The sequence below is a fragment of the Bacillus sp. FSL M8-0277 genome (assembly GCF_037975305.1).
Lineage (GTDB): Bacteria > Bacillota > Bacilli > Bacillales > Bacillaceae > Bacillus > Bacillus pumilus.
The window spans coordinates 2984677-3011635 of sequence record NZ_CP150255.1; the positions used below are offsets into that span (position 1 = coordinate 2984677).

Below are 26959 nucleotides of genomic sequence, written 5' to 3' on the forward strand. Positions count from 1 at the left end.
GTTGTATATGTGATTTCTAAAAGCGTCTTTTTCGTTCTGATAACAGAAAAACAGCCTCTAAAAAGACTGTTTTCCGCCCATCTATTTATTAATTTGTTCCCCATTGATGACGACTTTCTGAAAAGAAGGCGCTACTGCATGCTCCAAAGAAAGTGGATACGTCACATGATCTATGACACAATTTTTCATGTTGAAGTTTGTCACGGGGGAATGTGAGTAGGCGGCTATTTTCACACCATATCGTCCGCCGCTGCTTTTCAGTCCTTCCACTTGAATATGACGTACAACAGGACGATGTGGACCCGCATCTCCTTCCTCATACATCATGTCGATACAGACCACTTCATGCTTTAGGCTTTTGACTGTGTTGTTTTTAAAGTAAATATGTTCAATGGTACCGCCTCTGACAGAGTTGGTTTTAATCCGCAGTGCCCGGTCAAGGTTCGGACTATCCATGACATTATTCTCTGCATAGATATACCTTACCCCTCCAGAGATTTCACTCCCAATCGTCACTCCGCCGTGTCCATCACGCATCTCATTTCTACGAATGACAATGTTCTCAGATGGAATCCCTATTCTCCGTCCGTCCTCGTTCCTTCCAGATTTGATGGCAATACAATCGTCGCCATTATCAAAATAACAATCTTCAATGAGCACATTCCGGCAAGACTCCGGATTGACACCATCTGTGTTTGGTCCATGACCGATAATATGGACTCCACGGACAATCACATGTTCACTTAGTACAGGGTGAATTTGCCACATCGGTGAATCCTTCACTGTCACTCCCTCTATAAGAACTTGCTGACATTGGTAGGGCTGGATAAAGCTTGATCTTAAATAATGGCCTTCTCCAAACACTCTTTCTTCTACTGGTATTCTCTTTTCAGCCATGTCAAATAGAAGCTGACGATCCCGATCTTGAGAAGGCTGGCCATTCGTGCCATATTTCCAAGGCCACCAATGATGCTCATCTCCTCTGCCATCAAGCGTTCCAGCTCCTGTAATGGCGATGTTTTCTGCATGGTGTGCATAAATGAGAGGTGAATAATTATAAAGCTCAACCCCTTCATATCTTGTCAGTACAAGCGGCAAATAATCCTTTGGGTTTTGGCTGAATGCCACATACGCTTTCTCATGCAAATGCAGCTCTACATGACTCTTCAATTCTAGCGCACCTGTCACAAACGTCCCTTCTGGAATCAGCACACGTCCCCCTTTCAAACGGTGCGCATCATTAATGGCAGACTGGATAGCATCTGTTGAAAGCTCGGTTCCTTTTGCATCTGCCCCATAATGAACCACATTAAATTCACGATCAGGGAACAGTGGTGCTTTTATCTGCTTTAACACTTGATCGATTCCGTTTGCTTCTTTGTCTTTCTTCCCTTGCCTTGCTAAACGAGTGAGTCCGATTCCTGTGAGTACCGTTCCTGCTGTGATATACATCAAATCCCGTTTTCTAGACACATTCTCATCCCCCAGTCGCCTTAAAGTGTGACACCTGTTTTGAAAATAGCCAGCTCTCTAAAATTGTTTTTTTCATGATTTAATAGCTTCCCGCTCGCCACATCAATGACAGTTGAAATAAATTTTTCTAACACAATATCTTCTGGTACATCTTCAAGCAGTTCTCCCGCATTAAAGTCAATCCAATGTTTTTTTGTTTCATATAAGGCTGTATTCGTCGAGACCTTCATTGTTGGGACAAACGTGCCGAATGGTGTCCCTCTGCCTGTTGTAAAAAGAACCAACTGACAGCCAGAAGCGGCAAGAGCAGATGAAGCAACCAAATCATTTCCCGGTGCACTTAATAAATTTAGGCCCTTTCGCTTCAGCAATTCCCCATATTTCAATACATCTTGAATGTCAGAAGTTCCTGCTTTTTGTGTACAACCGAGAGATTTATCCTCTAATGTCGAAATTCCACCTGCTTTATTTCCCGGGGAAGGATTTTCATATACTGGCTGTCGATGATCCATGAAGTATTGTTTAAAGTCATTGATCATTTGCACAATATTGTCGAAAGTCGCTTCTGATTCCGCTCTCTCCATTAAAATCGTTTCTGCTCCAAACATTTCGGGCACTTCTGTTAACACTGTCGTGCCGCCTTGAGCAACAATAAAATCGGACAGCCTTCCTAAAAGCGGATTTGCGGTAATACCTGAGAATCCATCTGATCCCCCGCACTTCAAGCCGATTTTCAGCTCAGATAACGGGATTTCTTCACGGTGATCTTCTTTCGCTGCCACATAAATTTCCTTGAGTAAAGCGACTCCCGCCTCAATCTCATCTCCTACTTCTTGGCTTCTTAAAAATTTCACTCTCTCATGGTCATATTCACCTAATGTAGATTGAAAATCTTCAATGTCGTTATTTTCACAACCAAGTCCGAGGACAAGCACTCCTCCAGCATTGGGATGCTTCACGGCATTTTGTAAAATGATTTTTGTATTCTCATGATCGTCCCCAAGCTGTGAGCATCCATAATTGTGCTTTAATACAAGAGCTGTTTCAAACGGATGGATGCTTCCGCCCATTTCAGCGGTAAAAATTTGAATGATTTGATCGGCGATGCCATTTACGCATCCAACGGTTGGGACAATCCAAAGCTCATTGCGAATCCCGCTTTCCCCATTTTTTCGTTTATATCCTTTAAATGTAAGATTCGTTTTTTTATAGGGGTTATTTGTAAATGAAGGCTCGTATTCATAATCGAGCTTGCCTGATAGATTGGTTTTGATGTTATGTGTATGCACCCATTCTCCAGCAGAAATGGCAGTCGTTGCATGCCCAATGGGGTAACCGTATTTCATAATATTCTCTCTTTGCTTGATATCAGCCAATGCAAACTTATGACCTTTGGCGATGGTCTCTTTTAAAATAACAGAATGATCTTGATAATGCAGCTCCTCCCCTTGTTCAAGCACTTTTAAAGCAATACCGACATTATCTGAAGGGTGAATCACAATAAAATCTTTCATGCCTTCTCCCCCTGACTTTCATATTGATGCTGCAGCATTCGTTGAACAGCCGCTCTCATTCCTTGTTCCTGTATGAGGGTAAGCTGATCGGCTACAGCGTGAACCAAATCATTTATATCCGTTAAATTTCCCCCCCATAATGACTCACATGATAGAATCTTAGCTGCGATCGCTTCATTAGATTGGTTCTCTCCTTCAAAGGCTTCCTTCATGAATACCAGTACAGTCTCATCATCCTTTATCTTTTCTGCATGTGCTCTGTAAAAATAAATGAGGCTGCTGAGTGAAAACACGAGTTTCATTGGCAGTTGTTTCTTTTGCTCAACATAATCAAACAATGACGGAAGAATACGGGTTCGAAACTTAGATACACCATTGAGCGCAATATCCAGCAATTGATGCTTCACAAATGGATTGCAAAAGCGATCCCAAACCGATTGTGTATAAAGAAGAAGCTCATCTCGAGAGAGCTCAAGCCCTGGCAGTATTTCCTCCTCCAGCATCCGCCTGATGAACGGGCCAACATCCTCATCATCCACAGCCTCTTTTACAGTTTCTACCCCGCATGAGTAAGCGATTGGCACCATCGCTGTATGGGCACCGTTTAAAATCCGTACCTTGCTCATGCGATAAGGCGCAATATCCTCTACAAAAAGGACATTTAAACCTGCTTCTTGAAAGGGCAGCTCTTTTTGTACGAAGACAGGTGCTTCAATAACAAAGAGGTGATAGTATTCTGCCGTGACAAGCAACTCGTCGATATATCCCTCTTCCTTTTGAACAATTTCAGCTGCTTCCTTAGAAAACCCAGGAACGATCCGATCCACAAGCGTATTACAAAACGTATTGGCTTCCTTGATCCATGTGATAAACGCAAGCGGCAGGTCCCACTCAGTTGCCATGTCTATCACATATTCCTTCAAGCGATCACCGTTATGTTCGACCAGTTCACATGGAAGGATGATCAACCCTTTTTGTTCATCTCCAGCAAATGCTTTAAACCTGTGATATAGGAACGCCGTCAGCTTTCCTGGAAAACTCGCTTGCGGTCGATCCTCCAAGCGATCCGCCTTTCTGAACATAAGTCCTGCCTCTGTCGTGTTGGAGAAGACAAAGCGGAGATCGGGGTTTTCAGCTACTTGTAAAAAAACATCATAATCCGTATACGTACTGATTCCTCTGCTGATCGATTGAATGACCATCCGCTCATTCATTTCTTGCTGGTCATGATAGCCCTGTATACATAATGTGTATAAGCCATCTTGTTCATTTAAAGCTGCAACAGATCCTTTTCTCGGGGGAACAACAACAGCTCTTCCTTTAAAAACTGTGCAGTCGTTCAGCTTTTGAATGTGCCAATTAATAAAGCCTCGCATAAAATTCCCTTCACCAATCTGCAAAATCGTTTCCGGATACTCAGGCACCGGGTATAGGGCTTTTGATAAACGTTTCAAATGGATTCCCCTCTCTGTAATTTATGCACACGTGAACATTCTTCTATAAAAGATGCTGATTACTGCACCTTTTTGACTGAATCCCTGATCATCAGCTCTGTGTGGACATACATTTTTTCCATATGATCCTCTTCCTGCTCTTCACCGTTTATGACGGATAGGATGGCTTCTGCTCCAAGTGCACACATTTTTTCGATTGGCTTTTTCACCGTTGTCAGTGCAGGCGTGGTATAGGATGAAAATGCAATATCATCAAAACCAATAATAGAGATATCGCCTGGACACGTCTTGCCCTTTGCGTATAAAGCATTCATCGCACCAATGGCCATGTCATCGTTAGAGCAAAAAAGCGCTGTTGGCGGATGATCAAGGGTCAGCAGAGATTCCATTGATTCATAGCCGCTTTTCATATGGTAGTCACCCGTGATCATATATTCTTTTTTCATAGGAATATGGTGATCAATTAACGCTTGGAGAAAGCCAGCTTTTCTCTCCTGAGTCGATTTAAAGCCTTCTTTTCCTTCAATGATGGCGATTTGTTGATGGCCTTGCTGAATGAAATAGTGCGCTGCCTGATATGCTCCTTGACTATCATCTGCTAATATATTCATCACTTCATTACTTTCTACACGGCGATTCAGCACAATGATTGGAATGCCCTGTTTCTTGACATGATGGATAAACGCTTCATCGTGCTCGCTTTGGCTCATCAGCAAAATGCCATCGTAGCGCTGTTTATGAATGGTTGTGTAATCGTGAAAATCGTCAATACCCCTAACAAACAAATTGTAATGCTCTGTCATGACGCTATTGACGCCTTTTAACGCATCCACAAAGAAGCTTGAGGATGTGCCTTCTGTTAAACTCGTGAAAAACAGACCGATTGTAAACGATTTTTGTGATACAAGGCCTCTGGCATGGACATTTGGTGAATAGTTCAGCTGTTTTGCAATCGACAAAATCTTTTGTTTTGTCTTCTCTTTAATAAAAGGACTGTTATTCAAAGCCCTTGATACTGTGGTATGAGAGACATTTGCCAATTTTGCTATGTCTTTAATTGTGACTGTCATGCTATTCCGCCTTTTATGATTTTTTTCCATCTTATCATAAAACCGCTTTCATTTTCTCACCTTTTTCCTCATGTGATTTTACTTTGATGATGGAGCTGCTTTGCCCGGTCAAATTGAAAATATTGCTTGGCATTTTCATAGCTGATTCCCTTCACGATCTCCCCTAACAGCTCAAGGTCATAGGGGACTTCTCCTTTTTCTACCCAATCCCCGATGATATCACAAAGCAGTCTTCGGAAATATTCATGCCTTGTATAGGACAAAAAGCTTCGTGAATCTGTCAGCATCCCGATAAAACGGCTGATCAGTCCGATACTGGAAAGAGCCATCATCTGCTCTGTCATTCCTTGCTTCGTATCATTAAACCACCAGGCTGTTCCGTGCTGCATCTTCCCCGGTGTCTTCCCGTCTTGAAAGCTTCCAGCCAACGTTGATATCACTACATTGTCCCTTGGATTTAAGGAATAAAGAATCGTGTTTGGCAATGCATCTTCTTGTTCTAAACGATCTAATATTCGGCAAAGCGGCTTTGCAATGTCTTCGTCATTCATCGCATCGTACCCCGTATCTGGTCCGAGCCTCTCAAACATTTTCGTATTGTTGTTTCTAAGTGCATTGATATGAAGCTGCATTGCCCAGCCACGCTCACAGTAAGCCTGACCTAGCATAATGAATGTCTCTGTTTTAAATTTGATCTTCTCTTTTTCCGTCAATGGATGACCAGACATTCTTTTATGAAAGATGGTCTCCACTTCTTCTTGTGCCGTTTCTTCATATGTCATTTCATTAATGGCATGATCTGAGATCAAGCAGCCGTGATCATGAAAAAAATCAATTCTCGCACGGAGGGCATGTAAGAAGTCTTGGTAGGATTGTATCGGGATAGCTGAAGCCTCTGCCAGCTCATGAACATATTTTTCAAACAGATCATTCGCTATATCGAGTGCTTTATCAGGTCGAAACCCTGGAAGCACTTGTACAGAGAATCCCTCTTCCCGCAGTTTTTGATGATATTGAAGAGAATCGACCGGATCATCTGTTGTGACAACGGTTTCAACGTTTGATTTCATGATGAAGTCTCTCGCCCCAAATCCCTCTCCTTGCAGCTTTTCATTGACTTTCTGCCAAATGATGTCTGCATTTTTTTCATTTAATAGGTCTTCGACTCCGAAATACCTTCTCAGCTCTAGATGAGTCCAGTGATAGAGCGGATTTCCTATGGTCATAGGGACGGTCTTCGCCCACGCCAAAAATTTATCATCATCAGATGCATCCCCCGTGACGTGCGTTTCAGGGATGCCGTTTGCTCTCATGGCACGCCATTTGTAATGATCTCCATAAAGCCATGCCTCGGTGATATTTCGGAAGGTTTTATTTTCATAGATGTCTTTAGGACTTAAATGACAATGGTAATCTATGATTGGAAGGTCCTTTGCAAACTCATGGTATAACTTTTCCGCCGTTGGACTGTTTAGTAAAAACTGCTCATCTAAAAAGGCTTTCATCAAATTCCCCCATCCCTCTTATCGTATTAAATTGTTTTGTTCACGTTAACAATTTAATTGTAATCGTTTACAAAGTTGATTTCAATCCTAAAACAGGAAAAAACGATCTCCTTTTGAAAGGAAAATCGTTTTTTGGCTATTTTACAGGAGGTGATTTTTTTAGGATAATCGCAATAGTTGTTCCAGCACCTTGTTCACTTTCCACTTGAATATCACCGTCATGCAGCAAGACAAGCTCTTTTGCAATCGCCAGCCCGAGTCCTGTTCCATTCGTTGGATCGTTCGTATTTGTCCCTCTATAGTAGCGGTTAAATAAGTGATCGACCGTTTCTTGTGCCATTCCGCACCCGTTGTCTTTCATTTCGATCCGAACTTCCTCATTTGTTTCAGATAAGGTAGCTGTAATATGAGTTCCTTTTTGGTTATGCTTGACTGCATTCGCTAGCAGGTTCTCAATCACTCGTCTGAACCAGGCTTTGTCGATCTCAAACATGACACCATCAGTTTGATCTTCGAAGGAGGAAGGGAAATCTTCTGAAAATGAGCTCCTTGAAAACTCGTCCATAATGGATGCTAAGAATTCACCAAGCTCGACAGGTTTTCGATTAATAGGCAATGCGCCATTTTTTAGTCGATAAGTGAGGTTTAAATCTTCAATCAAGGTCGACATGTATTCTGATTTCTCACGAATCACCTGTCCCATTTCCATGACTTCTTCCTTGGACCATTGATATTGATCAGATTCAAGCATGAGCCCGTAGCCGTAAATCGTACTAAGAGGTGTTTTCAGATCATGAGACAATCCTGCAATCCATTCTTCCCTTGTGGTTTGAATTTTTCTTCGGTTTGCTTCATTCTCTTTTAATGTAAGCGTGAGCTGATCCATTGTTTTTAGGATATCCTCAAATAATCGGTATTCCCGCTTAATACGACCTTTTTTATTTTTACTGATTGGAATTCCTTTTCTATTTGTTGGTTCCTGCAATTTATTTCTAGATAAGAAAATCAGCCAGCGGATAATGTGATAGATCGGCAGTCCATAGCGATACGAGTACCATAATGTCATGACGATAATAATCGTAATCGCAAGACCTGCAATTAAGATGGTCGTATATTGATTTAAAGCGTCTGTTTCTTTATCGTATAATCCATCTGGGGTGTATACTTTATTTGGTACAGAAATAATGATATACCGGTTTTTATTCACCCTGATATAAGACAGATCACTTCTAAACTCCCAAGGCTTTGATTGATACTTGAGCAGTTCAACATCTGTTACCTCATGTTTCAAATTGGTATTGGCTCGAATACCTTGTAAATATTTCCCTTCATCATTGAACAGATGCACCGATCCATTCATTCTCTTCAAGAATTCTTTCGTTTCAACCGAATATTGAGATAATGCAGCCAAGTCTTTCTCGTGTTGCTTCAGATAGTTGGCGACCTTTGTGCTGTTCGTTTTGAACCCGTATAGCACGATAAAGCTTTTTTGATCAATTTCAATTGGCCAGAAGTACATCTTGTAATCTTTATATTGCCTTTTTTCAAAGATCTTGATCATTTCATCCTTTTGATAGGAAGTTGGAATGGACTTAGGGCGGTGATAGCTATAGACGTTATCCTTTTTTGAATCAATGACTTGCAGCCATCCGTCTCGTTTTCTCACTGCTTGTTTCAGCTGATCATCGGCTTCCATTTTTCCATCCTCATTAAAATAAAGCCAGCTCATGAGTGTATCTCCATCAGCTTTTGTTAAACCGGTTTCAGCCATGTTCTCGTAGTATTTTTTTAAATATAAATTATCAGAGAACGTATTTCCGATGATCAAAATGGCAATCACAATAAACATTTGTCCGACAAAGTGAAAGAAGAGTTTTGCTCGTAGATTCATAAATTATTTAAGAACCTTTGCTGGGTGCGGTATAAATTTATAGCCCATACCACGGATCGTCACAATATATTCTGGCTGACTCGGATCTAGCTCGATCTTTTCTCTCAGCTTTCGGATATGAACCATCACGGTGTTGTTATCACCATATGATGGAACGCCCCATACTTTCTCATAGATTTGATCTTTTGAAAGAACCACATTCGGATGATCACAAAAGTACTTCAGCAAGGAAAGCAGCTGAGCTGAGCATGCAGTCACCTCTCCTCTTACTTTCAATTCGGCTGAATGAGGATGATAAGAGAAATGGGCATATTCGTATTGACTTTGAGCCTCATCGTGGTCTTCCTTTAAAGAGATATATGTTCGGTTTAAGTGAGCCTTAATTCTAGCCACTAGCTCTAGCGGGTTAAATGGCTTTGTGATGTAATCATCTGCTCCTTGAGCAAAGCCGGTCAGTTTATCTACATCAGACGTTCTTGCAGTTAAATAGAAAATGGGCGCTTTCGTATATTTTCTCATTTCAGGAAGAACATCAAAACCAGACTTACCGGGCATCATCACATCTAGAAGTAAAAGGTGGATGTCCTCGTTTTTGACAACATCTAATGCTTCATCTGCATGGTAGGCTTTATAAATATGCTTGAATCCTTCTTTTTTTAATACGCGTTCAACCATTTTTACAATTGCTTCTTCGTCATCTGCAATCAATATTTTTGCTGTTTCCACGCATCTCTTTCCTTTCTAGCTATGATCTCTAACCGTATATTACCATTGTCTAAAGTAAAAAAGTACCTCTTTTCTGCATAAAAGCGAAAAAATATCAACTGGAGAAAATGGCAGCACTAGGAAGTTTCAGAGACACAAAAAAACTCGGCTATTCCACCGAGTTCCTTTTACTTCTATTATCCATTCACAGCTTCTAGCTTTCTTTCATGATTCATTAAGTCATATGTTAAACAGATCGGCTTATTCGTTCTAGGGTCAAGTACGATTTCTGCATCAATGTGGAATACCTGACCAAGCACCTCTTTGGTCATGACCTCATGAGGCGTCCCATCTTTGATGACTTTTCCTTGATTGAGAGCAATCATGTAATGAGAAAAACGTGCCGCATGATTCAAATCATGAATGACCATCAACACAGTACGTCCCTGCTCTCTGTTTAACCGTTCTAACAGCTGAAGAATTTCGAGCTGATGTGCAAGGTCCAAATACGTCGTCGGCTCATCCAATAGAAGCAGTTCTGTTTCCTGGGCAAGTGCCATTGCAATCCATACACGCTGACGCTGTCCACCAGAAAGTGCTTCAATTGGCCGATCATGAAAAGCAATCATGCCCGTTTCCTCAAGTGCCCATCTGATGATTCGTTTATCTTCATTTGATAAGCGCCCAAATCCATTTTGATGTGGGAAACGTCCATATGACACCAGCTCATACACTGTCAGTCCACTTGGTGCTTCGGGCGTTTGCGGTAAGATCGCCATTTGTTTTGAAATTTCTTTTGTAGGCGTTTGATGAATAGCCTGACCATTTAAGTAAACAACGCCTTGATTGGACTTCATGATCCGGGACATTGTTTTTAAAATCGTTGATTTCCCGCACCCATTCGGTCCGATTAGTGTTGTCACCTTGCCTTTTGGGATACTGATATTTAAATCGTCTACAATCAAACGGTCATTATAGCCAATACAAAGCTTTTCTGTTTCGAGCGATTTCATATGTTGTACTCTCCTTCCTTCTTAGTTCGTTTTCATCAATAAGTAAATGAAGTAAGGTGCGCCTAAAGCCGAAACGACAAGACCAACTGGCACCTCTGATGGTGCAAGTATGACGCGGCCAAGTGTATCTGCCAGTAATAATAACAGTGCGCCAATCAACGCGGAGGCTGGTATCATTCCTTGATGCTTTGGTCCAACAAGCTTTCTCGCCAAGTGCGGTGCGGCTAACCCTAAGAACGAGATACTACCTGCAACAGCGACACTAGCACCTGCTAATGCAACAGCAATCAGCATAAAAAAGCTTCTTTCTTTATGAACCGAGATCCCTAAGCCGTAGGAAAGCTGGTCACCCAAATTCATGATATTTAAGTAGCGTGCTCTTACAACCGCTAATACAAGGAAAATCAGCATCCATGGCAGGACAGCCAGGACATACGTCCAGCTCGATCCCCAAATGCTTCCTGATAACCACACGATGGCTTGGTTAAAATCATTTGGGCTCATTTTTAATTGAATAACCACAATTGCTGCTGAAAACGCAGCATTCACGCCAATACCCGTTAAAATCAATCGAACAGGTGTGATGCCTTTTTTCCACGCTAACACATAGATGAGAAATGCAGCAAAGCCTGCACCTACAAAAGCGAAGAGCGGCAGTACAAAGATCGTAAAATCACCTAGGTTTGACATCGTACCTTGGAAAGCAAAAATAAACAAAACCACTGCAAAGCCTGCGCCCGCATTGACACCAAGAATGCCTGGATCGGCTAAACCGTTTTGAGAAACACCTTGCCAAATCGCTCCTGATACAGCGATAGAAGCGCCAACAAGTAAAGCGATGACCATTCTTGGAAGTCTGAACTCGAATAATACAAGCTCATCCATTTCACTTCCGAATCCAAAAAATGTTTTCAATGTATCCATCGGAGAAATGCGAATTTCTCCGGTATTTAAACTAATAAGGAACACAGCCACGATCGCCAAAAAGATCATGAGCATCGTTCGTTTGTATTTCTTTTTCTTTGCCTGCTGCACCATTTCCATCTAAATCCCGCTCCTTTCACGTCTAGCTAAATATAAGAAGAAAGGAACGCCTATAATTGCAGTAATGGCACCGACTGGCGTTTCAAATGGGGCATTGACCAGCCTTGCAGCAATGTCTGCATAAATTAACAGAACCGCCCCTAAAATAGCTGAGCATGGGATAATCCATCGATAGTCAACTCCGACCAAGAAACGAGTGACATGAGGAATCACAAGCCCGATAAAGCCAATAGTACCGGCCACTGAGACAGCAGCACCTGTTAGAAGAATGACGACCAATATTCCAAGTACCTTGACAGTTTTCGTGTACTGTCCAAGCCCTTTTGCCAATTCATCACCTAAGCTGAGAACAGTGATCGAGCGGGCAAGAATCATTGCGATGATCAGCCCCGCAACCGCAACTGGAATGATGACCTTAATATTGCTCCAATTCACACCAGCCACGCCGCCAGCATACCAAAAGCTCATGTCTTGAGCGACGTCAAACCGGATGGCAATTGCTGAGGAGATGGAGCTTAAAAGTGCCCCAACAGCCGTACCAGCTAGTGCGAGCTTCACTGGGGTCAATCCACCTTTTGAAAGAGTACCGACACCAAACACAATAGAGGCAGCGAGTGCCGCACCAACAAATGACCAAAGAATTAATGTAAAAGAAGATTGTCCTGGGAAAAAAGCAAACGCAATGGCAATCGCAAATGCAGAGCCATTTGTCACACCCATAATTTCAGGAGACGCAAGCGCATTTCTTGTCATGCCTTGCATAATAGCTCCCGATACGGCTAAAAAGGCACCGACGAGTGCAGCCCCAACTGTACGCGGCAGCCTCAATTCCCGGATGATTTGATGTGAAGTTTGCTCATGATCAAATTGAAAAATGGCTTCCCATACCGTGTGAAGATGAATATTTGCTGCTCCTAATGATACCGATAAAAAAAGACCAAATGCTAAAGCGATAATTCCTATGATGACAACAACTGCTGTTCCAAAGGGTTTCGTGACAATATCCATTGCATCGTCTTTGGCCGGCAGCTGTTTATTCGATTGTGAGCCCAAAACCAGTCTCTTCCTTTCCGTTCAAATCTATTCCTCATTAGTGATAATGATTATCAATCTCGAAGTCTAGTATATCACTTTCTTTTCTTTTTGAAATCATTGTTCTAAACATTTTCTTTATTTTCATCAAAAAACCGTGAGAAATTTACCATTTTTCTTTAGGCCCTAAAATAGACGATGCATTTTTCATCCCATCATGTTACGATACAATTGAAATTGAGAATCATTATCACAAGAAAGTGAATAGGAGAGAATCTTTGTGAAAAACCGATCTGGATTTCTTTTGATATCCTTAGCCATTCTCATGCTTTTTACAGCTGCTTGCGGCAGCACTTCAAATAAAAAATCTGGTGCCAACCAGGATGACACAATCACCTATCAGGATGTAAAAGGTGAAGTCAAACTCCCTAAAGATCCAAAACGAATTGTACTTCTGGCAGAAAGCTACTACGGTGACCTCGTGACACTTGGCAAGACGCCAATTGCTGCAACGGCACCCATCTTTAAAAACCCTTTCTATAAAGGCAAAACGGATGGTGTCAAAAACCTTGGAACAACCCCTTCTGTCGAAAAGGTCGCCGCTTTGAAGCCAGATATGATTATTGCTTGGGGAGAAGACGAGAAATTTGATCAATACAAAAAAATTGCGCCAACCGTTGCCATTAAATACAATCAATATTCCTTTAAAGATCAACTAAAAGAATTCGGTAAAATGACAGGTACACCGAAAAAAGCAGCAGAATGGATCACAAAATGGGATACCAAAATAGCTGAGGTAAAGCCTAAAGTAACAAAAGCGATCGGCAGTAAAACCGTTTCAATCGTGTCACCTTTTGATAAAGGGATCTATATCTTTGGAAACACCTTTGCACGCGGAGGCGAAATTATTTATGATGAGCTGAAATTACGTGCGCCAAAGGCAGTTAAAAAAGATGCCATCGACAGCGGCGTCGGCTATGCAAACATTTCCCTTGAAAAGCTGCCAGAATACGCAGGCGACTATATTTTCACTAGTCCATGGAGCGGGTCAAAAAGTAAAGGAGACCAGGTGTATGAAAGCAGCATTTGGGCATCACTTACTGCTGTACAAAATAAACACGTATTTGAAATCGACCCTGTCGGTTACTTCTTTAATGACCCAGTTTCATTAGAAGGACAGCTTGAGTTTATTGTGGACCGATTAACATCTGCATCATAAAAAAACGTTTCTCCATATGTGGAGAAACGTTTCCCTTATTCCGTTCCTTTGGCAAATCCTTTTGACATGAATGGATAAAGCAAAATACCTACTAAGAACAGACCGATGCCAAGTCCAAATGTTTTCAAATCAGCTGTTCCTGAAATAATCACCCAAGCGGAATACCCCATCGCAACAAGCGCAATGATTCCGTCTCTTGTTCGCTTCCCTTTTTGAAGATCATACGTGTCACCTTGCATGATGACTTTAAAGCTATAGATCGAAGACACAATATACGGAATGAGATACGCAAGTGTCGCTGATGTCGTTAAAAAGGTAAAAGCTTCATTAATCGTACGAGACATCACTGAGAAAATAAACAGCTGTGACATGATATTTGTAACCGTTAAAGCAAAAACAGGACTGCCTTTTTTGTTTGTTTTTGCAAATACTGCCGGGAAATCGCCAGCCTTTGCTGCTTGGTATGGTACTTCTGAACCAAGTAAGATCCAGCCAAGCATCGAGCCAAATAAACAAATAATCGCAAGCAATGCCATCACAATTCCACCAGCCGGTCCAATAATAAGCTGAAGCACGTCTACGAATGGTTTATCTGAGCCTTGCAACTGATCGTGTGGCAGGACGCCCATTGTAATCAAAGTAATAATCATGTAGATAGAAAGTGCAATTAAAAGACCTGTAATCGTTGCACGTTTCACATCGCGCTGCGAGGACGCTCTTCCTGATAAAATGACAGCAGATTCGATGCCAATAAATGCCCATAGAGTGGAAATGGCCGCATGATGAATTTGGCCTCCAAGTCCGAGCATTCCTTCGCCTTCTGCTGCAACTGGGAAGTAATAATGTTCAAATAATGCCGTTTGGAATGCAAATAATCCCGCAACAATAAAAAGGACGAATCCAAGTACCTTTGAAAAGGTCGTAATAAAGTTTAATTTACTTGCAGCACTTAAGCTTGTAATTAAGATCGTATGTGTTCCCCAAAGAAGAATGGTACATACAATAAACGTTGTCAGCTGACCAAGTGTGATCGCTTCTTTACCAAAGGTGAAAATCTCCGTCTTCACTGTGAGAATTGGGAAAAATGTCGTTAAATAACCGGCAAGACTCGTAATAATTGCGACATTACTAATCCAGCTTGCTACCCAATATCCCCAAACCATTGTAAAACCGGCCGCTTTCCCCTTTTTCGGATCGTTAAAAAGTGCTCTTGCATAACTTTGTGGTCCTGCCGTTAGCTGCGGCTTATGAATGGACAAATGCCCAAAAACAAGTGCAATCATCAGCACACCGCCACCTGTGACAAGCCATGCCATCGTCACACCTAAAGGACTCGCATGCTGGGCAAGCGTACTTGGCAGCATAAAGATGCCTGAACCTACCATATTTCCGACGACAAAAGCCGTCAATAACCAAAAACCCCATTTTTTTGTCTGTTCCATTTCCGTACCTCCGTTATATTCACTTCGGACCAGACCCGGCAGTATCTTCATTGATATATTTGTGAAGCAATGACTTGTATTCTTTATGTTCCTCATGGGTCCACTTTCTTAACAGCATACCCTTATCTTCGGTACTCAGAACATAAAAAAAAGCCTGAACAACAGTCCATGCTTTTCAAAACATACACCTTGATCTCCGGATAGCCCTCCACGCTTCAAAGACGTGGCAGTCCTGCATTTATTCAATGCAGACCCAGCATAAAGAAAGTTGGAGCTCTCTCTACACTTCGGCGCTGATGCCTTTTTTCTCATGTTCTTCGATTCCATCTCTCCCATGAGTGACTCATCATCCGCGCAACCTCTACCTCACTGAGACATAGCGTGAGGATTTCTATTCATTTTTACTACACGAAGGTTATCAAACATTCTCACTTCTGTCAAAGGGAAAAACATAGAAAAAGGGCAGAGATCCTTTTCTCTGCCCTATACCTGTTTATTGATCGTTGTTTTTCTTCTTTTGTACAGCTTCCTGAAGCGGATCGCCTGCTAGCTCTTTGCTTGCTTCTTCTAACAGCTGATCTACTTGCTTGTGGTCTTTCTCGCTTTTCGCCTTTTTATCCTTTTGGAAAAATGACATCGCTGTTTCCTCCCTTTTCATAAAATGCGGTTGCCTGTTTAATTTGTGCTACAGTGCGCCGCATTATACAAAGTGGAAAGGCTCAATCATCATGAAAGGTCTGTCTCATTTTTTGCAGATACGTCAAATAGGTCTTTAAGTCTTCCTTTGTGAAGTCTGACATCATATGCTGAATCACCTTTCCGAAAAGACGTGTGTGCTTTTCATAAATCACCTGCCCTTTTTCGGTGGCTTCTAACCGGACGAGCGAGGGGTCGTCTTTGTCCCGTTCTCTCTGAATATAGCCCTGCTCACATAATTTATTGAGTGCAATGGAGGCTGCACCTGGGTTTAAAGAGAGTCTTTGTTTCAGCTCTTCGGCATGTGATACTTTGCCTTGTATCAAAATAGAAAGAGCATATATCTGCGGAGGCGTGATGTCTTTTTCTAACTCAAGTAACTTGCGGTTTAATTTACGGCTGACTTCATAATGTACAAGAACAATTTCTTTTAAAATGTCTGCATTCCCCATCCGAATCGCATCCTTATCGTTAGTATCAACATGACTTCCCCCTTATTATAGAATGTTTTTCCAATCAGCCAACCCTTTTGCCCTCTTTTTCTTTAGAAATAAGTCTTGCTGAATGAATTCACCCTTGATATAGTGAGGACTTGAACAAAAAACAGAACAGGAGTACGCATCATGACAGGAAAAACACACATTATGGGCGGAATCGCCGCCTCAACAGCCGTCGCCTACTACTACGGATTCGACCCAGTCATCATGGCTGCAGCTGGATCAGCAGGTGCTTTGATCCCCGATCTTTGCCATACAAAAAGTAAAATCGGTAGAAAATTTCCGCTGCTCTCGGCACTGATCAGCAGCGTATTCGGTCATCGCACGTTCACTCACAGTTTATTATTTCTGCTGATCATTTATTTTCTTGCGACAACATACATTCCAAATGACAGCCTAAGTATCGGTTTACTAGTTGGAATGGCGAGCCATCTTATCCTTGATGCTGGAACAGTGAACGGCATTAAATTTTTATTTCCAGCTTCCATTAAAGTGCGTCTCCCCTTCTATGTCAAAACAGGCAGCACAGGAGAACAAGTCGTACTAGCTGCTCTCACTGTCGTCACCTGCTATTACATCGCCGTCATCTGCGGCATATCTATCCCCATCCAGTTCTAACAGAATAAAAAAGAGTTTTGCGAAAAAGATAAGATATGAATTGATCATTCCTCATTTTTTTAGTAGGTTTAAGATAAGTGTTTTTGCCTTGCAGCTGAATACAGAATGATGAGGAGATACATAAATGAAAGCGTTTTTCAAAAATCACTGGTTTTTAGTGTATTCCATCCTCTTCATGTGGATGAAAACATACATCATTTATCAACTAGGTTTTCACATACGAACGGCCAATCTGTTTCATGAATGGCTGCTTTTGATCAATCCACTTAGCTTTCTACTCCCTTTGTTTGGGATAGCTCTTTTTTTAAATGAAACCAAACAAAAGGTTTTTTTATTGACTGCAAATTTTATTCTTACGGCGATTCTTATATCGAATACGATCTTTTATGGTTTTTACATTGATTTCATTACCATTCCCTTGCTATTCCAAGCGAAGAACATGGGAGATATGGGCAGCAGTATGACGGAATTATTCCACCCGCTCTTTGTGCTGATGCTCGTTGATTTTGTCGTACTTGCTTGGCTGCTCAAGCGCAAACCATTAGCCCCAAAAGCGTCATACAAGACGATCAAAACATATTATGCGATCTGCTGCAGCTTCCTATTGTTTCATGTCAGCTCAGCTATGATGGATCACCCTCGATTTCTGACAAGCTCTTATGATCGTGAAGTCATTGTCAGAAACCTCGGGCTGTTCCAATTCCATCTTTACGACGGTGCTGCCCAAACGGCACGCATTGGACAAAAGGCTTTTGCAGATGAAGATACGCTTTCTACTGTAGCAAACTACACAAAGGCTGATTACAGTGCACCAAACGAAGAGTACTTCGGACTTGCTAAAGGCAAGAACGTTGTGTTCATTTCACTTGAATCGACGCAGCAATTTGTCATGAATCAAAAGGTAAATGGACAATATATCACTCCCTTTTTAAATCAATTGGCTAAAAAGAGTTTTTATTTTGATGAATTTTATCAGCAGACAGAACAGGGGAAGACGTCCGATTCAGAGTTTATTGTCGCGAATTCCCTCTACCCTTCTAGCAGCGGCGCTGTCTTTTTCACAGCGAGTGATAATGAATATGATACGTTATACAAGCAGTTGAAAAAGGAAAACTATCAATCCGTCCAATTTCATGCGAATAATAAAACGTTTTGGAATCGTGATGTAATGTATGAATCTCTAGGAATTGATCGTTTTTATGATGTCGATTCATATCATGTCAATGAACGGAATTCCACTGGCTGGGGCTTAAAGGATATCGACTTCTTTGATCAATCCATTGATTATTTAAAAAAGTTGAAGCAGCCTTATTACAGTACGTTCATTACTTTGACCAATCATTTTCCATTTGAAATTGACCCGAAGGATCAGTTTATTGATGAATATGATTCGTCCAGTACCATTTTAAACCGCTATGTGACGACCGTCCGCTATCAAGATGAAGCGATTAAGACATTTTTTGACCGTATGAAAGAAGAAGGATTGTATAACAATACGATGTTTGTCCTCATGGGTGACCATTATGGCATCTCTGAGGCACATCATGAGGCAATGGCACAGCTACTCAATCAAGAGGAAATCACATCGTTTGATGCGGTCAAACTGCAGCGTGTTCCGTTTTTGATTTACATTCCTGGTGTCACGGACCAAGCACCGCAGACGATTTCTGAAACAGCTGGTCAAATGGACGTCAAGCCGACACTTCTTCACTTACTAGGGATTGAAACGAAGGATTCCATTCAATTCGGCAATGATTTATTTTCAAATGAACGGACGCCTTTCGCTGTATTGAGAAACGGTAACTTTATTACAGATGATTATCTCTATACAAAGAACACCTGCTATGATCAAAAAACAAAAGAACCCGTGAAGCAGGATGAGGTATGTCAGCCTTATATCGAAAAAGCCAATAAAGAGCTCTCCTTATCAGACAAGGTGATCAATGGGAATTTGCTGCGTTTTTATCAGCAGTAAACAGGATAAAACGATCTCCTTAGTCGTCACGCTGAAAGTCGCCATTTGGCGGCTTTTTCTTTTCTCTTTTTATTGAAAGCCTATGAATGCTCAAATAAGTTTGCTTATAATAAAGGGAACTACATGATATTGAATGATAAGAGGTGTGAACATGAAGTATATATTCTTAGCCTTCATCTCCATATGTTTGCTTCTGAGTGGATGCCAAACAGAGATGAAGCCATCTAATTCGAATAAAAAAACAGAGCTTGTGATTTCAGCAGCGGCAAGTCTTCAGGATGCACTAAAGGAAATTGAAGCCTCCTTTCACAAACAGCATCCACATGTGACATTAACGAATAACTTCGGATCATCCGGCGCATTGAAGCAGCAAATCGCTCAAGGAGCAAAAGCGGATCTCTTTTTCTCAGCAGCTGAAGAGCCCTTCGATGAACTTGTTCAATCTGGAGACATTGACCGAGAATATATCAAGGACGCCATACAAAATGAGCTAGTCCTTATTGTGCCAAAAGATGGCTCTTCCTCTATTAAAAGCTTTCAAGACGTCCAGCACGTAAAAGGAAAGATCGCTCTTGGCACACCTGAATCGGTTCCTGCTGGTACATATGGCAAAGAGATTTTCACAAAACTGAATATATGGGATCAAGTGAAAAAGAATGCTGTCTATGCCAAAGATGTACGGCAAGTTTTAAGCTACGTTGAAACTGGAAATGTCGAAGCAGGTGTTGTGTATAAAACAGACGCCCTCGTTTCTAAAAAAGTAAAGATTGCAGCTGAAGCAAATTCGGACATGCACTCCCCGGTTATATATCCAGTAGGGATTGTCAAAGGGACAAATCATCTTACGGAAGCCAAAGCCTTTTTTCAATTTCTTCAATCTGATAAAGCCACATCCATTTTTAAGAAATACGGCTTTCAAGTGTCGTAATGCCTATGCTGACTGAAGACTTTCTATCACCCATTTGGCTGTCCGTGCAAGTGGCTATCGTCAGCGGGCTGTTGGCCACTGTCTTTGGCACAACGATTGGCTTTTGGATGGCGCGAACAACTTTTAAAGGGAAAATGATTGTGGAAACGCTCCTGATGATGCCGCTCGTTCTCCCGCCAACAGTCGTTGGCTTTTTATTGCTCGTCGTATTCGGAAAACATAGTGTAATAGGGGGCGCGATTGAATGGATCTTCCATCAGCCGGTCATTTTCACATGGTGGGCGGCGGTCATTGCATCGACTGTCGTGGCATTTCCGCTTATGTATCAATCAGCAAAGGCGGGCTTTTCTACAATTGAGTCAGATATTGAAGGGGCTGCAAAAGTAGATGGTGCTCATTCATTCCAAGTCTTTGCCTATATTACTGTACCTCTTGCCCTGCCGTCCCTCTTGTCAGGCAGCATCCTTAGCTTTGCAAGAGCCCTTGGAGAATTCGGAGCGACTTTAATGTTTGCCGGCAACATCCCAGGAAAAACCCAAACACTCCCAACCGCTATTTATGTGGCGATTGATTCTGGACGCATGGAGCTTGCTTGGGCATGGACGATCTGTATTGTGATCTTATCTTTTATTATGCTTTTGGCTGTGCGTAGAAGTAGTACGTAAAAAAATCCCCTTTCTCACGTGAGAAAGAGGATTTTTTCATTTATTCAAACCCAACCGTCATCGTCTCTGGATTCGAGCCGACACGCTCGTTATTGTTTAATGCATCGATTTTTTCCATGTCTTCTTTTGTTAGTTCGAAATCGAAAATATCTGCATTTTGTTTAATGCGTTCTTCGTTGATTGATTTAGGAATCGTCACGACGCCGCTTTGCAGATCCCAGCGCAGGATGACCTGTGCAACAGATTTGTTGTAGCGTGCAGCCATGTCCTTTAATACGTCATGATCTAATAGCTTTCCTTGCATGAGCGGAGACCACGCTTCAATTTGAATGCCTTTTTCTTTTGCGTATTGACGCAGTTCGACAAGTGTCAGTTTCGGATGAAATTCAACTTGGTTCACGGCTGGAACAACCTCAGCATCTTTTAACAGCTCATCTAAATGCTGAATGTAGAAGTTGCTGACGCCAATGGCTCTCACTTTCCCATCCTTGTAAAGCTTCTCAAGCGCACGCCATGTGTCTTTAAATGTTTCTGCATTTGGGCCAGGCCAATGAATCAAATAGAGGTCTAAGTAATCAAGACCTAATCGATTCAAGCTTGCGTCAAATGCAGCCAGCGCTTTATCATAGCCTTGATCCGTATTCCATACTTTAGACGTAATGAACAAATCTTCTCGTTTCACGCCAGATTCTTTAATTGCTTTGCCTACGCCTGTCTCATTTTTATAAACGGCAGCCGTATCAATACTGCGGTATCCGTTGCGTATGGCTGCTTTTACGGCATCTACCACTTGATTGCCGTCCTCCACTTTGAATACACCTAAACCAAACCAAGGCATTTCCACTCCGTTATTCAGTGTTACGGTATCATTCAAGCTTTTAACCATTTTAACAACCACCTTTTTCATAGATTCCATCTTTTTCATTATCTCACGTTGTCCATTAAAACTCTATTATCAGGCGTTTTTCTTCGCTTCGATGGCTAACAGCAAAGCACCTGTCATGCCGGCCTTGTCTTCAAGTCCAGGAGAGACAATATATGAATCAAGCGGCGGCAGGTCTACATAATCATTGAGATAAGCAGCAAGCTTCTCTCGAATTAGTGGAAACAGTTGTTTTTGCTTCATGACGCCCCCGCCCATAATGATGCGCTCTGGGCTTAAAATAAGCGAGTACTGCATCAGCGCCTGCGCCAAATAGTCAGCTTCAAGTGCCCAAACTGATTCTTCCTCCGTAAGCTCTTTAGCAGATTTCCCCCATCTTTTCTCAATCGCTGGTCCAGCTGCCAGTCCTTCTAAACACGTCCCATGCGCTGGGCAGACTCCTTCAAACACGTCTGATTCATGCTGCCTGACAAGGATGTGCCCCATTTCTGGATGCGAATGACCGTGAAGAAGCTCGTTTTTTACAACAGCGCCAGCACCGATACCCGTACCGACCGTGATATACAAACAACTATTCAGCCCTTTGGCTGCTCCTTTTGTTAATTCACCTAAGGCTGCCGCATTTACATCTGTTGTAAAAGATACTGGGACTTCTAATTGCTTCTCTAGCTCTGGGATGAACGGGTAATGCTTCCACTCTACTTTCGGCGTGTTCATGATATAACCGTAAGAAGGGTCGTCCTTTTGGACACAAATCGGTCCAAAGGAGCCGACCCCTAATGCTTCAATGTCATGCTGCTCGAAAAATGGGATGAGCTTTTGTAATGTTTTTTCTGGGTGCTCTGTAGGAATTGTCATTTCTTCGAGAATGTCCCCGTTCTCATTGCCAATTGCACAACAAAACTTTGTACCGCCAGCTTCAATTGCTCCATAATACGCCATTATTGATCTCCCCCTGCTTGTTCTCTTTCTTCATCATAAAACATAGGGAAAAAGATAACAACATTACGTGTTGGTCAGGAGAACAGCTTCCATATCATTGATATACTCCCTTAGATGATGGGCAATATCACGATTGATTTCACCATTTTCATACAAAGTTTGAATTTCATTTCGAATCGTCTGTACAGCTTGGAAGTTAAGCTCTTTTTTCTTCCGGTCAAACGAACGGTCTTTTTGCTGAAAGAAGCTTGGACCGTGTTCACATCGATAAATGACTTGGTTGTAAAAGCCAATCACTTGGTGACATGTTTGTTTATTTTCATCGGTCATATGCTGTTTGATCGAGTCCACAGCAGCCTCTGCCGTTTTCTTACGGATTTGCTTGTACGAGTCTTCGTTTTCTAAAATACCGCTGGAAACGAGCTGATTCGGTCGCCATAATTGGAGCCATTGAAGCAAGCGCAGGAACTTCACTTTTGAAAAACGAATTTTGAAGGAGTTTGAATACAGCATTTCCAGCTCATGAAATCTCTCCTGTAGCTCATAGGCTTCTTCTTTATCTAATTTCTCTTCATCAATTAATTGCTGAAGCTTCATTTGTTCTGCTTTAATTCCATGCAATCTAATTTTTCGTTCCTGTCTTCTCATCCCGAATTGGTACGGCTCACGCTGGATATTACGCAGCTTCATTCGGTAATCATTAATGAGTGCTAGAGACACTTCCCTGTTGTCTTCATTCATTCCTTCTCTTAAGGTTTTAATGGCACTTCTCAGCAGCTTCCGTTTCGCATGCTGAACCTTTGTATCCAAATCCACGGCAATTTGTTTGTCTTTTTTCTCAGATAAAAGAGGCAATAATACACTAGCTAAAATGAGTGTACATAAAATGACGCCTGCTGCGAGGAAAATAATCAAATGCCGCTCGGGGAATGGTGATCCGTCCGCAAGCGTAAATGGGATTGAGAAGGCACCAGCTAAAGTGACAGCACCACGAACACCAGAGAATGTCATCAGCATCGAAGCACGCAGCTTCGGTTTTTTCACATTCTGCTTTTTCGTTACACTCCAGTTACCTGCCCAGAAGAGCCATACCCATAAGAATCTCAGGATCATGAGACACAGCGTGATGATTAAGATGTAGCTGATGACCTGCATATTATTAAACGCTTCATCCTGGAAAATCACTGTCGATACATCCGGAATCTGCAATCCAAGGATAACGAAAACAAGTCCGTTTAAAATAAATAAAATAATATTCCATGTGTTTGATGAAGCAATTTGCAGTTTGGCTAAATTTGCTTCCATTCGATCCTGCTCAATGGCATGTGTCACACCGCCAGCAACAACCGCTAAAATACCGGATACACCAATTTCTTCAGCTGCTAAATAGATGACAAATGGTGTAAGGATTTGCAGAATGATATGCATCGTGACATCGTCCATTCCTAAACGGCGGAGAAAATAGCGAAAACGAATGATAAAAAAGGATAGAATAAATCCAGTCAATAGACCACCTGCGGCAATCAGGACAAAGCTAAAGGATGCCTCAGCAATTGAAAAAGCGCCAGTTACTGTTGCTGCAATGGCAAATTTAAAGGCAACAAGTCCTGATGCATCGTTCATCAATCCCTCGCCTTCCAGCAGTCTCATGATGCCCTTTGGCATGTTCACACGGCTGGAAAGAGCACTGACTGCTACCACATCTGTCGGTGATAAAATCGCTGCAAGCGCAAATGCGGCTGGAAGTGGTATGCTTGGGATCATCCAATGGATGGTATATCCCGCGACAATGACTGTCGCAAAGACTAACCCTAGGGCTAACAGAAGAATCGGCGCTCTTAATTTCCACAGCTCATCCCTTGGGGTACGCTTCCCGTCATTAAATAACAGCGGCGCAATGAATAAAACGAAGAATAGTTCAGGATTTAAAGAAATATGTAAACCTGAAGGAAAAGCTGCCACCAGTATTCCTAAGCCCACTTGAATTAACGGGACTGGAATAAAGGGGACAAAACGATTGATAATATTAGATGATGCAATGAGTGCAAGTAGTACGAGCACTGCCAAAAAAATCTCCACTAGTACGTGTCCCTCCTATTTTCATTTTTTCGTCAAGTTTTGCTTACATGCAAAGATGTGTTCATTTCGAGTTGATTCATCCGTCCGATCATAGAAGCTTCTTTAGTATTCCGCAAAATGTGAAACCAACACATAACAATCCATCTAGGCAAAAAAAGGCTGAATCCAGATATTCAGCCAGCTGACAAAATTTTCATCATATGTATTGTTCCAATGATGAACAAAAAGACCCTGCTTTTATTTTACACGAAAACTCCATTACCTGCTGACATCCAGCTCGTTTCAAACACAAAAAAAAGAGCGAAATCGCTCTTTTCTCGTTTTACCCTTTATTTAAAAAATAAGACCTAGCGGGAAGCCGCCATTTGAATAGGTAGGAACAAACCCTGCATACGACGAGGATGAGAAACAGCAAATACAAAGCAATCTCTCCTTGTGCTAAACCGAGTCCTACGAGTAAGCCGCCAAGTGCTGCCCAGACTGCGTAAATCTCTGCTTTTAGCACAAGTGGCTTTCGCCCTGCCAATAAATCACGCACAATTCCGCCACCGCTTCCAGTCAGAATGGCTGCCACAATGACCGCACTGAGTGGAAGCTCTCTTTGCACAGCAAATAATGCACCTTGAATCGCAAACGCTGCTAAGCCAATCGCATCCGAGAAATTCCCCCATGTGCTCCAGTGCTTGAGCAAAAGCTTTGGAAAAAGAAACACAATCGTAATGGATACAAGAGCAATGGTAAACATCTTGCCCTGTGACCATAAAGCAGACACCGGAAGACCGATTAATAGATTCCGAATCGCTCCACCGCCAAATGCTGTCACAATCCCTAAAATGTACACACCAAGAATATCGTACTCTTCCTCCATTGCCACTATCGCACCACTAATGGCGAATGCGATAATACCAATGATACTTAAGACTTCCCATGCCATTTTCCGCTTATCTCCTTACATGATCTGATCATCTAACACTACTCCCTTAATGTATATCTGACATAAGCGAAAAGCAATACAAATTTTCTTTAAATTTTATCTTTTTGCAAAAATAAAAAATAGCCCGCTAAAAAGCAGGCTATCTCTCAATCTTCTTTTGCATTTAACAGCAGCATACTGATGATGATCAGAATAAATGCAATAAGTGCTAATAGCGGAATGGTGATAAAACCAAACCAGTTCAAATAATCAACAGAACAAGGAATACCGCTGAGGCAAGGGCGAATCGACGCAAAGCCTGGGATCTTTTGTTCCATATAATGATAGATGGAAAAGCCAGCACCGATTACAGCTAAAGGCAGTACGTAATACTTCACTTTGACATCACCCCGGAACGTAGCAATTCCAAGTAAAAGCACGAGCGGGTACATGAAAATACGCTGGAACCAGCACATATCGCATGGAATAAACTTTTTGATTTCACTTAAATACAGGCTGCTCATCGTCGCAACGATCGAGACAATCCAAGCACTGTACAAGTAAATAAGCTTATTCTTCATGATTTCTTCCCTTTAAGCTCTTGATCAATTAATTCTTTGATTTCATCATAGTCATAGAAGTTTTGAACTTGTTTATTGTTAATGAAAATCGTTGGTGTTGAATTCACTTTGTATTTGTTCACAAGCTGATCGTCTGTGTTCAACTGCGGCTGATACGTTTTCTTTGATAGGTTATCTTTGAGTTTGTCCGTATTAATTTTTGTTGTCTTTTTCGCTAATTCAGTCAGCTTAGCAGGCGAAACCCATTCTGCTTCACTATCTGGCTGTGCTTGATAGACAGCTTCATGGAATGCCCAGAAGTTTTTTGGATCTTCTTTCCATACTTCTTCAGAAGCTAGTGCTGCTAACACTGCGCCATCTCCATGAACAGGCAGTGGCAAGTTAATAAATGAAAATGATACATCGCCTTTATCTATGTAGTCTGCTTTCAGTTTTGGGAAAATGTCTGTTTCGAATGATTTACATGACGGACATTTGTAGTCCCCAAACTCGACAATTTGCACCGCTGCATCTTTGTCTCCTATGACAGGCTGTCCTTTAATCGAAGGCTTACTGTCAACTGTTTGTGCTTCTTGGCTGTTCTTGTTTCCAATCACAACAAATATACCGATGAGAAGAGCTGCGATGATGGTTAAAATGACAGCAAATTTAATGGATGAAGATTGATTATTTTTCTTACTCACATAAGCACCTACCTTATCTTTTTCATTCCTTTTAAAAAAGAAAAGGGATAATAGCTTAGAAAAATGCCATTATCCAACTTCTTCTATTTTAACAAGAGGGGGTCCATTATGAAAGATGGTATTCATGAAATTTTCCT

At 41.8% G+C, this 26959-nt stretch carries 24 protein-coding genes and 1 riboswitch; of the genes, 5 read left to right on the forward strand and 19 right to left on the reverse strand.

The window, feature by feature from the left end:
• Nucleotides 1-81: 81 nt before the first annotated feature.
• The 10 genes from MKZ05_RS15195 to MKZ05_RS15240 all read right to left on the reverse strand — a co-directional run bounded on the left by MKZ05_RS15195 (nucleotide 82) and on the right by MKZ05_RS15240 (nucleotide 12722).
• A complete protein-coding gene (locus MKZ05_RS15195; RefSeq protein ID WP_137054416.1) occupies nucleotides 82-1473 on the reverse strand; it encodes a glycoside hydrolase family 28 protein in 1392 nt (463 codons plus the stop codon).
• A gap of 20 nt (nucleotides 1474-1493) precedes the next feature.
• The gene (locus MKZ05_RS15200) at nucleotides 1494-2987 is read right to left on the reverse strand and encodes an altronate dehydratase family protein (RefSeq protein ID WP_251190829.1); all 1494 of its coding nucleotides are present in this window, start codon (nucleotides 2985-2987) and stop codon (nucleotides 1494-1496) included.
• Complete coding sequence (locus MKZ05_RS15205; RefSeq protein WP_339160471.1) at nucleotides 2984-4441, reverse strand: tagaturonate reductase; 1458 nt, start codon at nucleotides 4439-4441, stop codon at nucleotides 2984-2986. Before MKZ05_RS15205 ends, MKZ05_RS15200 begins: the two co-directional genes overlap by 4 nt.
• Before the next feature lie 59 nt (nucleotides 4442-4500).
• On the reverse strand, nucleotides 4501-5511 hold the full coding sequence (locus tag MKZ05_RS15210; protein ID WP_253622245.1) for a LacI family DNA-binding transcriptional regulator: 1011 nt from the start codon (nucleotides 5509-5511) through the stop codon (nucleotides 4501-4503).
• 68 nt (nucleotides 5512-5579) lie between these two features.
• The gene (gene uxaC, locus MKZ05_RS15215) at nucleotides 5580-7016 is read right to left on the reverse strand and encodes a glucuronate isomerase (RefSeq protein ID WP_339160473.1); all 1437 of its coding nucleotides are present in this window, start codon (nucleotides 7014-7016) and stop codon (nucleotides 5580-5582) included.
• A gap of 136 nt (nucleotides 7017-7152) precedes the next feature.
• Nucleotides 7153-8907: a HAMP domain-containing sensor histidine kinase gene (locus tag MKZ05_RS15220; RefSeq protein WP_339160475.1), complete on the reverse strand. Its 1755-nt coding sequence runs from the start codon at nucleotides 8905-8907 to the stop codon at nucleotides 7153-7155.
• A gap of 3 nt (nucleotides 8908-8910) precedes the next feature.
• Nucleotides 8911-9633 (reverse strand): response regulator transcription factor, encoded by a 723-nt coding sequence (locus MKZ05_RS15225; protein ID WP_050944115.1) that lies wholly within the window; start codon nucleotides 9631-9633, stop codon nucleotides 8911-8913.
• A 176-nt stretch (nucleotides 9634-9809) separates the two neighbouring features.
• Nucleotides 9810-10625: an ABC transporter ATP-binding protein gene (locus MKZ05_RS15230; RefSeq protein ID WP_137054411.1), complete on the reverse strand. Its 816-nt coding sequence runs from the start codon at nucleotides 10623-10625 to the stop codon at nucleotides 9810-9812.
• Between the two features lie 21 nt (nucleotides 10626-10646).
• Nucleotides 10647-11669: an iron ABC transporter permease gene (locus MKZ05_RS15235; protein WP_065098030.1), complete on the reverse strand. Its 1023-nt coding sequence runs from the start codon at nucleotides 11667-11669 to the stop codon at nucleotides 10647-10649.
• Nucleotides 11670-12722, reverse strand: coding sequence for an iron ABC transporter permease (locus tag MKZ05_RS15240; RefSeq protein ID WP_137054409.1), 1053 nt, complete (start codon nucleotides 12720-12722; stop codon nucleotides 11670-11672).
• A 259-nt stretch (nucleotides 12723-12981) separates the two neighbouring features.
• Here MKZ05_RS15240 and MKZ05_RS15245 point away from each other — a divergent pair, with 259 nt between their 5' ends.
• Nucleotides 12982-13920, forward strand: coding sequence for an iron-hydroxamate ABC transporter substrate-binding protein (locus tag MKZ05_RS15245; RefSeq protein ID WP_339160477.1), 939 nt, complete (start codon nucleotides 12982-12984; stop codon nucleotides 13918-13920).
• Between the two features lie 35 nt (nucleotides 13921-13955).
• Here the strand turns inward: MKZ05_RS15245 and MKZ05_RS15250 are convergent, their stop codons facing one another.
• From MKZ05_RS15250 to MKZ05_RS15260, 3 genes are all read right to left on the reverse strand, one after another.
• A complete protein-coding gene (locus MKZ05_RS15250; RefSeq protein WP_050944120.1) occupies nucleotides 13956-15362 on the reverse strand; it encodes an amino acid permease in 1407 nt (468 codons plus the stop codon).
• Between the two features lie 193 nt (nucleotides 15363-15555).
• A riboswitch (Lysine riboswitch) is annotated at nucleotides 15556-15734 on the reverse strand.
• Nucleotides 15735-15855: 121 nt separating this feature from the next.
• Complete coding sequence (gene sspJ, locus MKZ05_RS15255; RefSeq protein ID WP_003213383.1) at nucleotides 15856-15999, reverse strand: small acid-soluble spore protein SspJ; 144 nt, start codon at nucleotides 15997-15999, stop codon at nucleotides 15856-15858.
• A gap of 82 nt (nucleotides 16000-16081) precedes the next feature.
• A complete protein-coding gene (locus MKZ05_RS15260) occupies nucleotides 16082-16510 on the reverse strand; it encodes a MarR family transcriptional regulator (protein ID WP_003213061.1) in 429 nt (142 codons plus the stop codon).
• A gap of 171 nt (nucleotides 16511-16681) precedes the next feature.
• Here MKZ05_RS15260 and MKZ05_RS15265 point away from each other — a divergent pair, with 171 nt between their 5' ends.
• The 4 genes from MKZ05_RS15265 to modB all read left to right on the forward strand — a co-directional run bounded on the left by MKZ05_RS15265 (nucleotide 16682) and on the right by modB (nucleotide 20741).
• Nucleotides 16682-17173 (forward strand): metal-dependent hydrolase, encoded by a 492-nt coding sequence (locus tag MKZ05_RS15265; protein ID WP_050944121.1) that lies wholly within the window; start codon nucleotides 16682-16684, stop codon nucleotides 17171-17173.
• Between the two features lie 124 nt (nucleotides 17174-17297).
• Nucleotides 17298-19148 (forward strand): LTA synthase family protein, encoded by a 1851-nt coding sequence (locus MKZ05_RS15270; protein ID WP_339160479.1) that lies wholly within the window; start codon nucleotides 17298-17300, stop codon nucleotides 19146-19148.
• Between the two features lie 151 nt (nucleotides 19149-19299).
• The gene (gene modA / locus MKZ05_RS15275; RefSeq protein ID WP_034620123.1) at nucleotides 19300-20076 is read left to right on the forward strand and encodes a molybdate ABC transporter substrate-binding protein; all 777 of its coding nucleotides are present in this window, start codon (nucleotides 19300-19302) and stop codon (nucleotides 20074-20076) included.
• Nucleotides 20076-20741 carry a molybdate ABC transporter permease subunit gene (gene modB, locus MKZ05_RS15280; protein WP_212045537.1) on the forward strand — a complete coding sequence of 222 codons (666 nt, stop codon included), beginning with the start codon at nucleotides 20076-20078 and terminating at the stop codon, nucleotides 20739-20741. Before modA ends, modB begins: the two co-directional genes overlap by 1 nt.
• Before the next feature lie 40 nt (nucleotides 20742-20781).
• Here the strand turns inward: modB and MKZ05_RS15285 are convergent, their stop codons facing one another.
• The 6 genes from MKZ05_RS15285 to MKZ05_RS15310 all read right to left on the reverse strand — a co-directional run bounded on the left by MKZ05_RS15285 (nucleotide 20782) and on the right by MKZ05_RS15310 (nucleotide 26822).
• Nucleotides 20782-21627: an aldo/keto reductase gene (locus MKZ05_RS15285; RefSeq protein WP_339160480.1), complete on the reverse strand. Its 846-nt coding sequence runs from the start codon at nucleotides 21625-21627 to the stop codon at nucleotides 20782-20784.
• Nucleotides 21628-21696: 69 nt separating this feature from the next.
• Nucleotides 21697-22566, reverse strand: a complete 870-nt coding sequence (locus tag MKZ05_RS15290; RefSeq protein ID WP_339160481.1) for an ROK family protein — start codon at nucleotides 22564-22566, stop codon at nucleotides 21697-21699.
• A 63-nt stretch (nucleotides 22567-22629) separates the two neighbouring features.
• On the reverse strand, nucleotides 22630-24645 hold the full coding sequence (locus tag MKZ05_RS15295; protein WP_003212699.1) for a Na+/H+ antiporter: 2016 nt from the start codon (nucleotides 24643-24645) through the stop codon (nucleotides 22630-22632).
• Nucleotides 24646-24967: 322 nt separating this feature from the next.
• Nucleotides 24968-25579, reverse strand: coding sequence for a trimeric intracellular cation channel family protein (locus tag MKZ05_RS15300; RefSeq protein ID WP_003212961.1), 612 nt, complete (start codon nucleotides 25577-25579; stop codon nucleotides 24968-24970).
• Nucleotides 25580-25725: 146 nt separating this feature from the next.
• Entirely contained in the window at nucleotides 25726-26139 is a 414-nt protein-coding gene (locus MKZ05_RS15305) for a disulfide oxidoreductase (RefSeq protein ID WP_003212957.1), read from the reverse strand.
• A complete protein-coding gene (locus tag MKZ05_RS15310; protein ID WP_339160482.1) occupies nucleotides 26136-26822 on the reverse strand; it encodes a DsbA family protein in 687 nt (228 codons plus the stop codon). The genes MKZ05_RS15305 and MKZ05_RS15310 overlap by 4 nt, the downstream gene beginning before the upstream one ends.
• Nucleotides 26823-26959 lie beyond the last annotated feature (137 nt).

What these genes read in the sequence shown, in the direction of transcription:
- MKZ05_RS15200 (WP_251190829.1), bottom strand. Translation starts at nt 2,987, where the DNA reads ATGAAAGATTTTATTGTGATTCACCCTTCAGATAATGTCGGTATTGCT.
- MKZ05_RS15210 (WP_253622245.1), bottom strand. Translation starts at nt 5,511, where the DNA reads ATGACAGTCACAATTAAAGACATAGCAAAATTGGCAAATGTCTCTCAT.
- MKZ05_RS15265 (WP_050944121.1), top strand. Translation starts at nt 16,682, where the DNA reads ATGACAGGAAAAACACACATTATGGGCGGAATCGCCGCCTCAACAGCC.
- MKZ05_RS15250 (WP_050944120.1), bottom strand. Translation starts at nt 15,362, where the DNA reads ATGGAACAGACAAAAAAATGGGGTTTTTGGTTATTGACGGCTTTTGTC.
- MKZ05_RS15270 (WP_339160479.1), top strand. Translation starts at nt 17,298, where the DNA reads ATGAAAGCGTTTTTCAAAAATCACTGGTTTTTAGTGTATTCCATCCTC.
- MKZ05_RS15290 (WP_339160481.1), bottom strand. Translation starts at nt 22,566, where the DNA reads ATGGCGTATTATGGAGCAATTGAAGCTGGCGGTACAAAGTTTTGTTGT.
- MKZ05_RS15220 (WP_339160475.1), bottom strand. Translation starts at nt 8,907, where the DNA reads ATGAATCTACGAGCAAAACTCTTCTTTCACTTTGTCGGACAAATGTTT.
- MKZ05_RS15260 (WP_003213061.1), bottom strand. Translation starts at nt 16,510, where the DNA reads ATGGGGAATGCAGACATTTTAAAAGAAATTGTTCTTGTACATTATGAA.
- modB (WP_212045537.1), top strand. Translation starts at nt 20,076, where the DNA reads ATGCCTATGCTGACTGAAGACTTTCTATCACCCATTTGGCTGTCCGTG.
- modA (WP_034620123.1), top strand. Translation starts at nt 19,300, where the DNA reads ATGAAGTATATATTCTTAGCCTTCATCTCCATATGTTTGCTTCTGAGT.
- MKZ05_RS15230 (WP_137054411.1), bottom strand. Translation starts at nt 10,625, where the DNA reads ATGAAATCGCTCGAAACAGAAAAGCTTTGTATTGGCTATAATGACCGT.
- MKZ05_RS15285 (WP_339160480.1), bottom strand. Translation starts at nt 21,627, where the DNA reads ATGGTTAAAAGCTTGAATGATACCGTAACACTGAATAACGGAGTGGAA.
- sspJ (WP_003213383.1), bottom strand. Translation starts at nt 15,999, where the DNA reads ATGTCATTTTTCCAAAAGGATAAAAAGGCGAAAAGCGAGAAAGACCAC.
- MKZ05_RS15300 (WP_003212961.1), bottom strand. Translation starts at nt 25,579, where the DNA reads ATGGCATGGGAAGTCTTAAGTATCATTGGTATTATCGCATTCGCCATT.
- MKZ05_RS15305 (WP_003212957.1), bottom strand. Translation starts at nt 26,139, where the DNA reads ATGAAGAATAAGCTTATTTACTTGTACAGTGCTTGGATTGTCTCGATC.
- MKZ05_RS15235 (WP_065098030.1), bottom strand. Translation starts at nt 11,669, where the DNA reads ATGGAAATGGTGCAGCAGGCAAAGAAAAAGAAATACAAACGAACGATG.
- uxaC (WP_339160473.1), bottom strand. Translation starts at nt 7,016, where the DNA reads ATGAAAGCCTTTTTAGATGAGCAGTTTTTACTAAACAGTCCAACGGCG.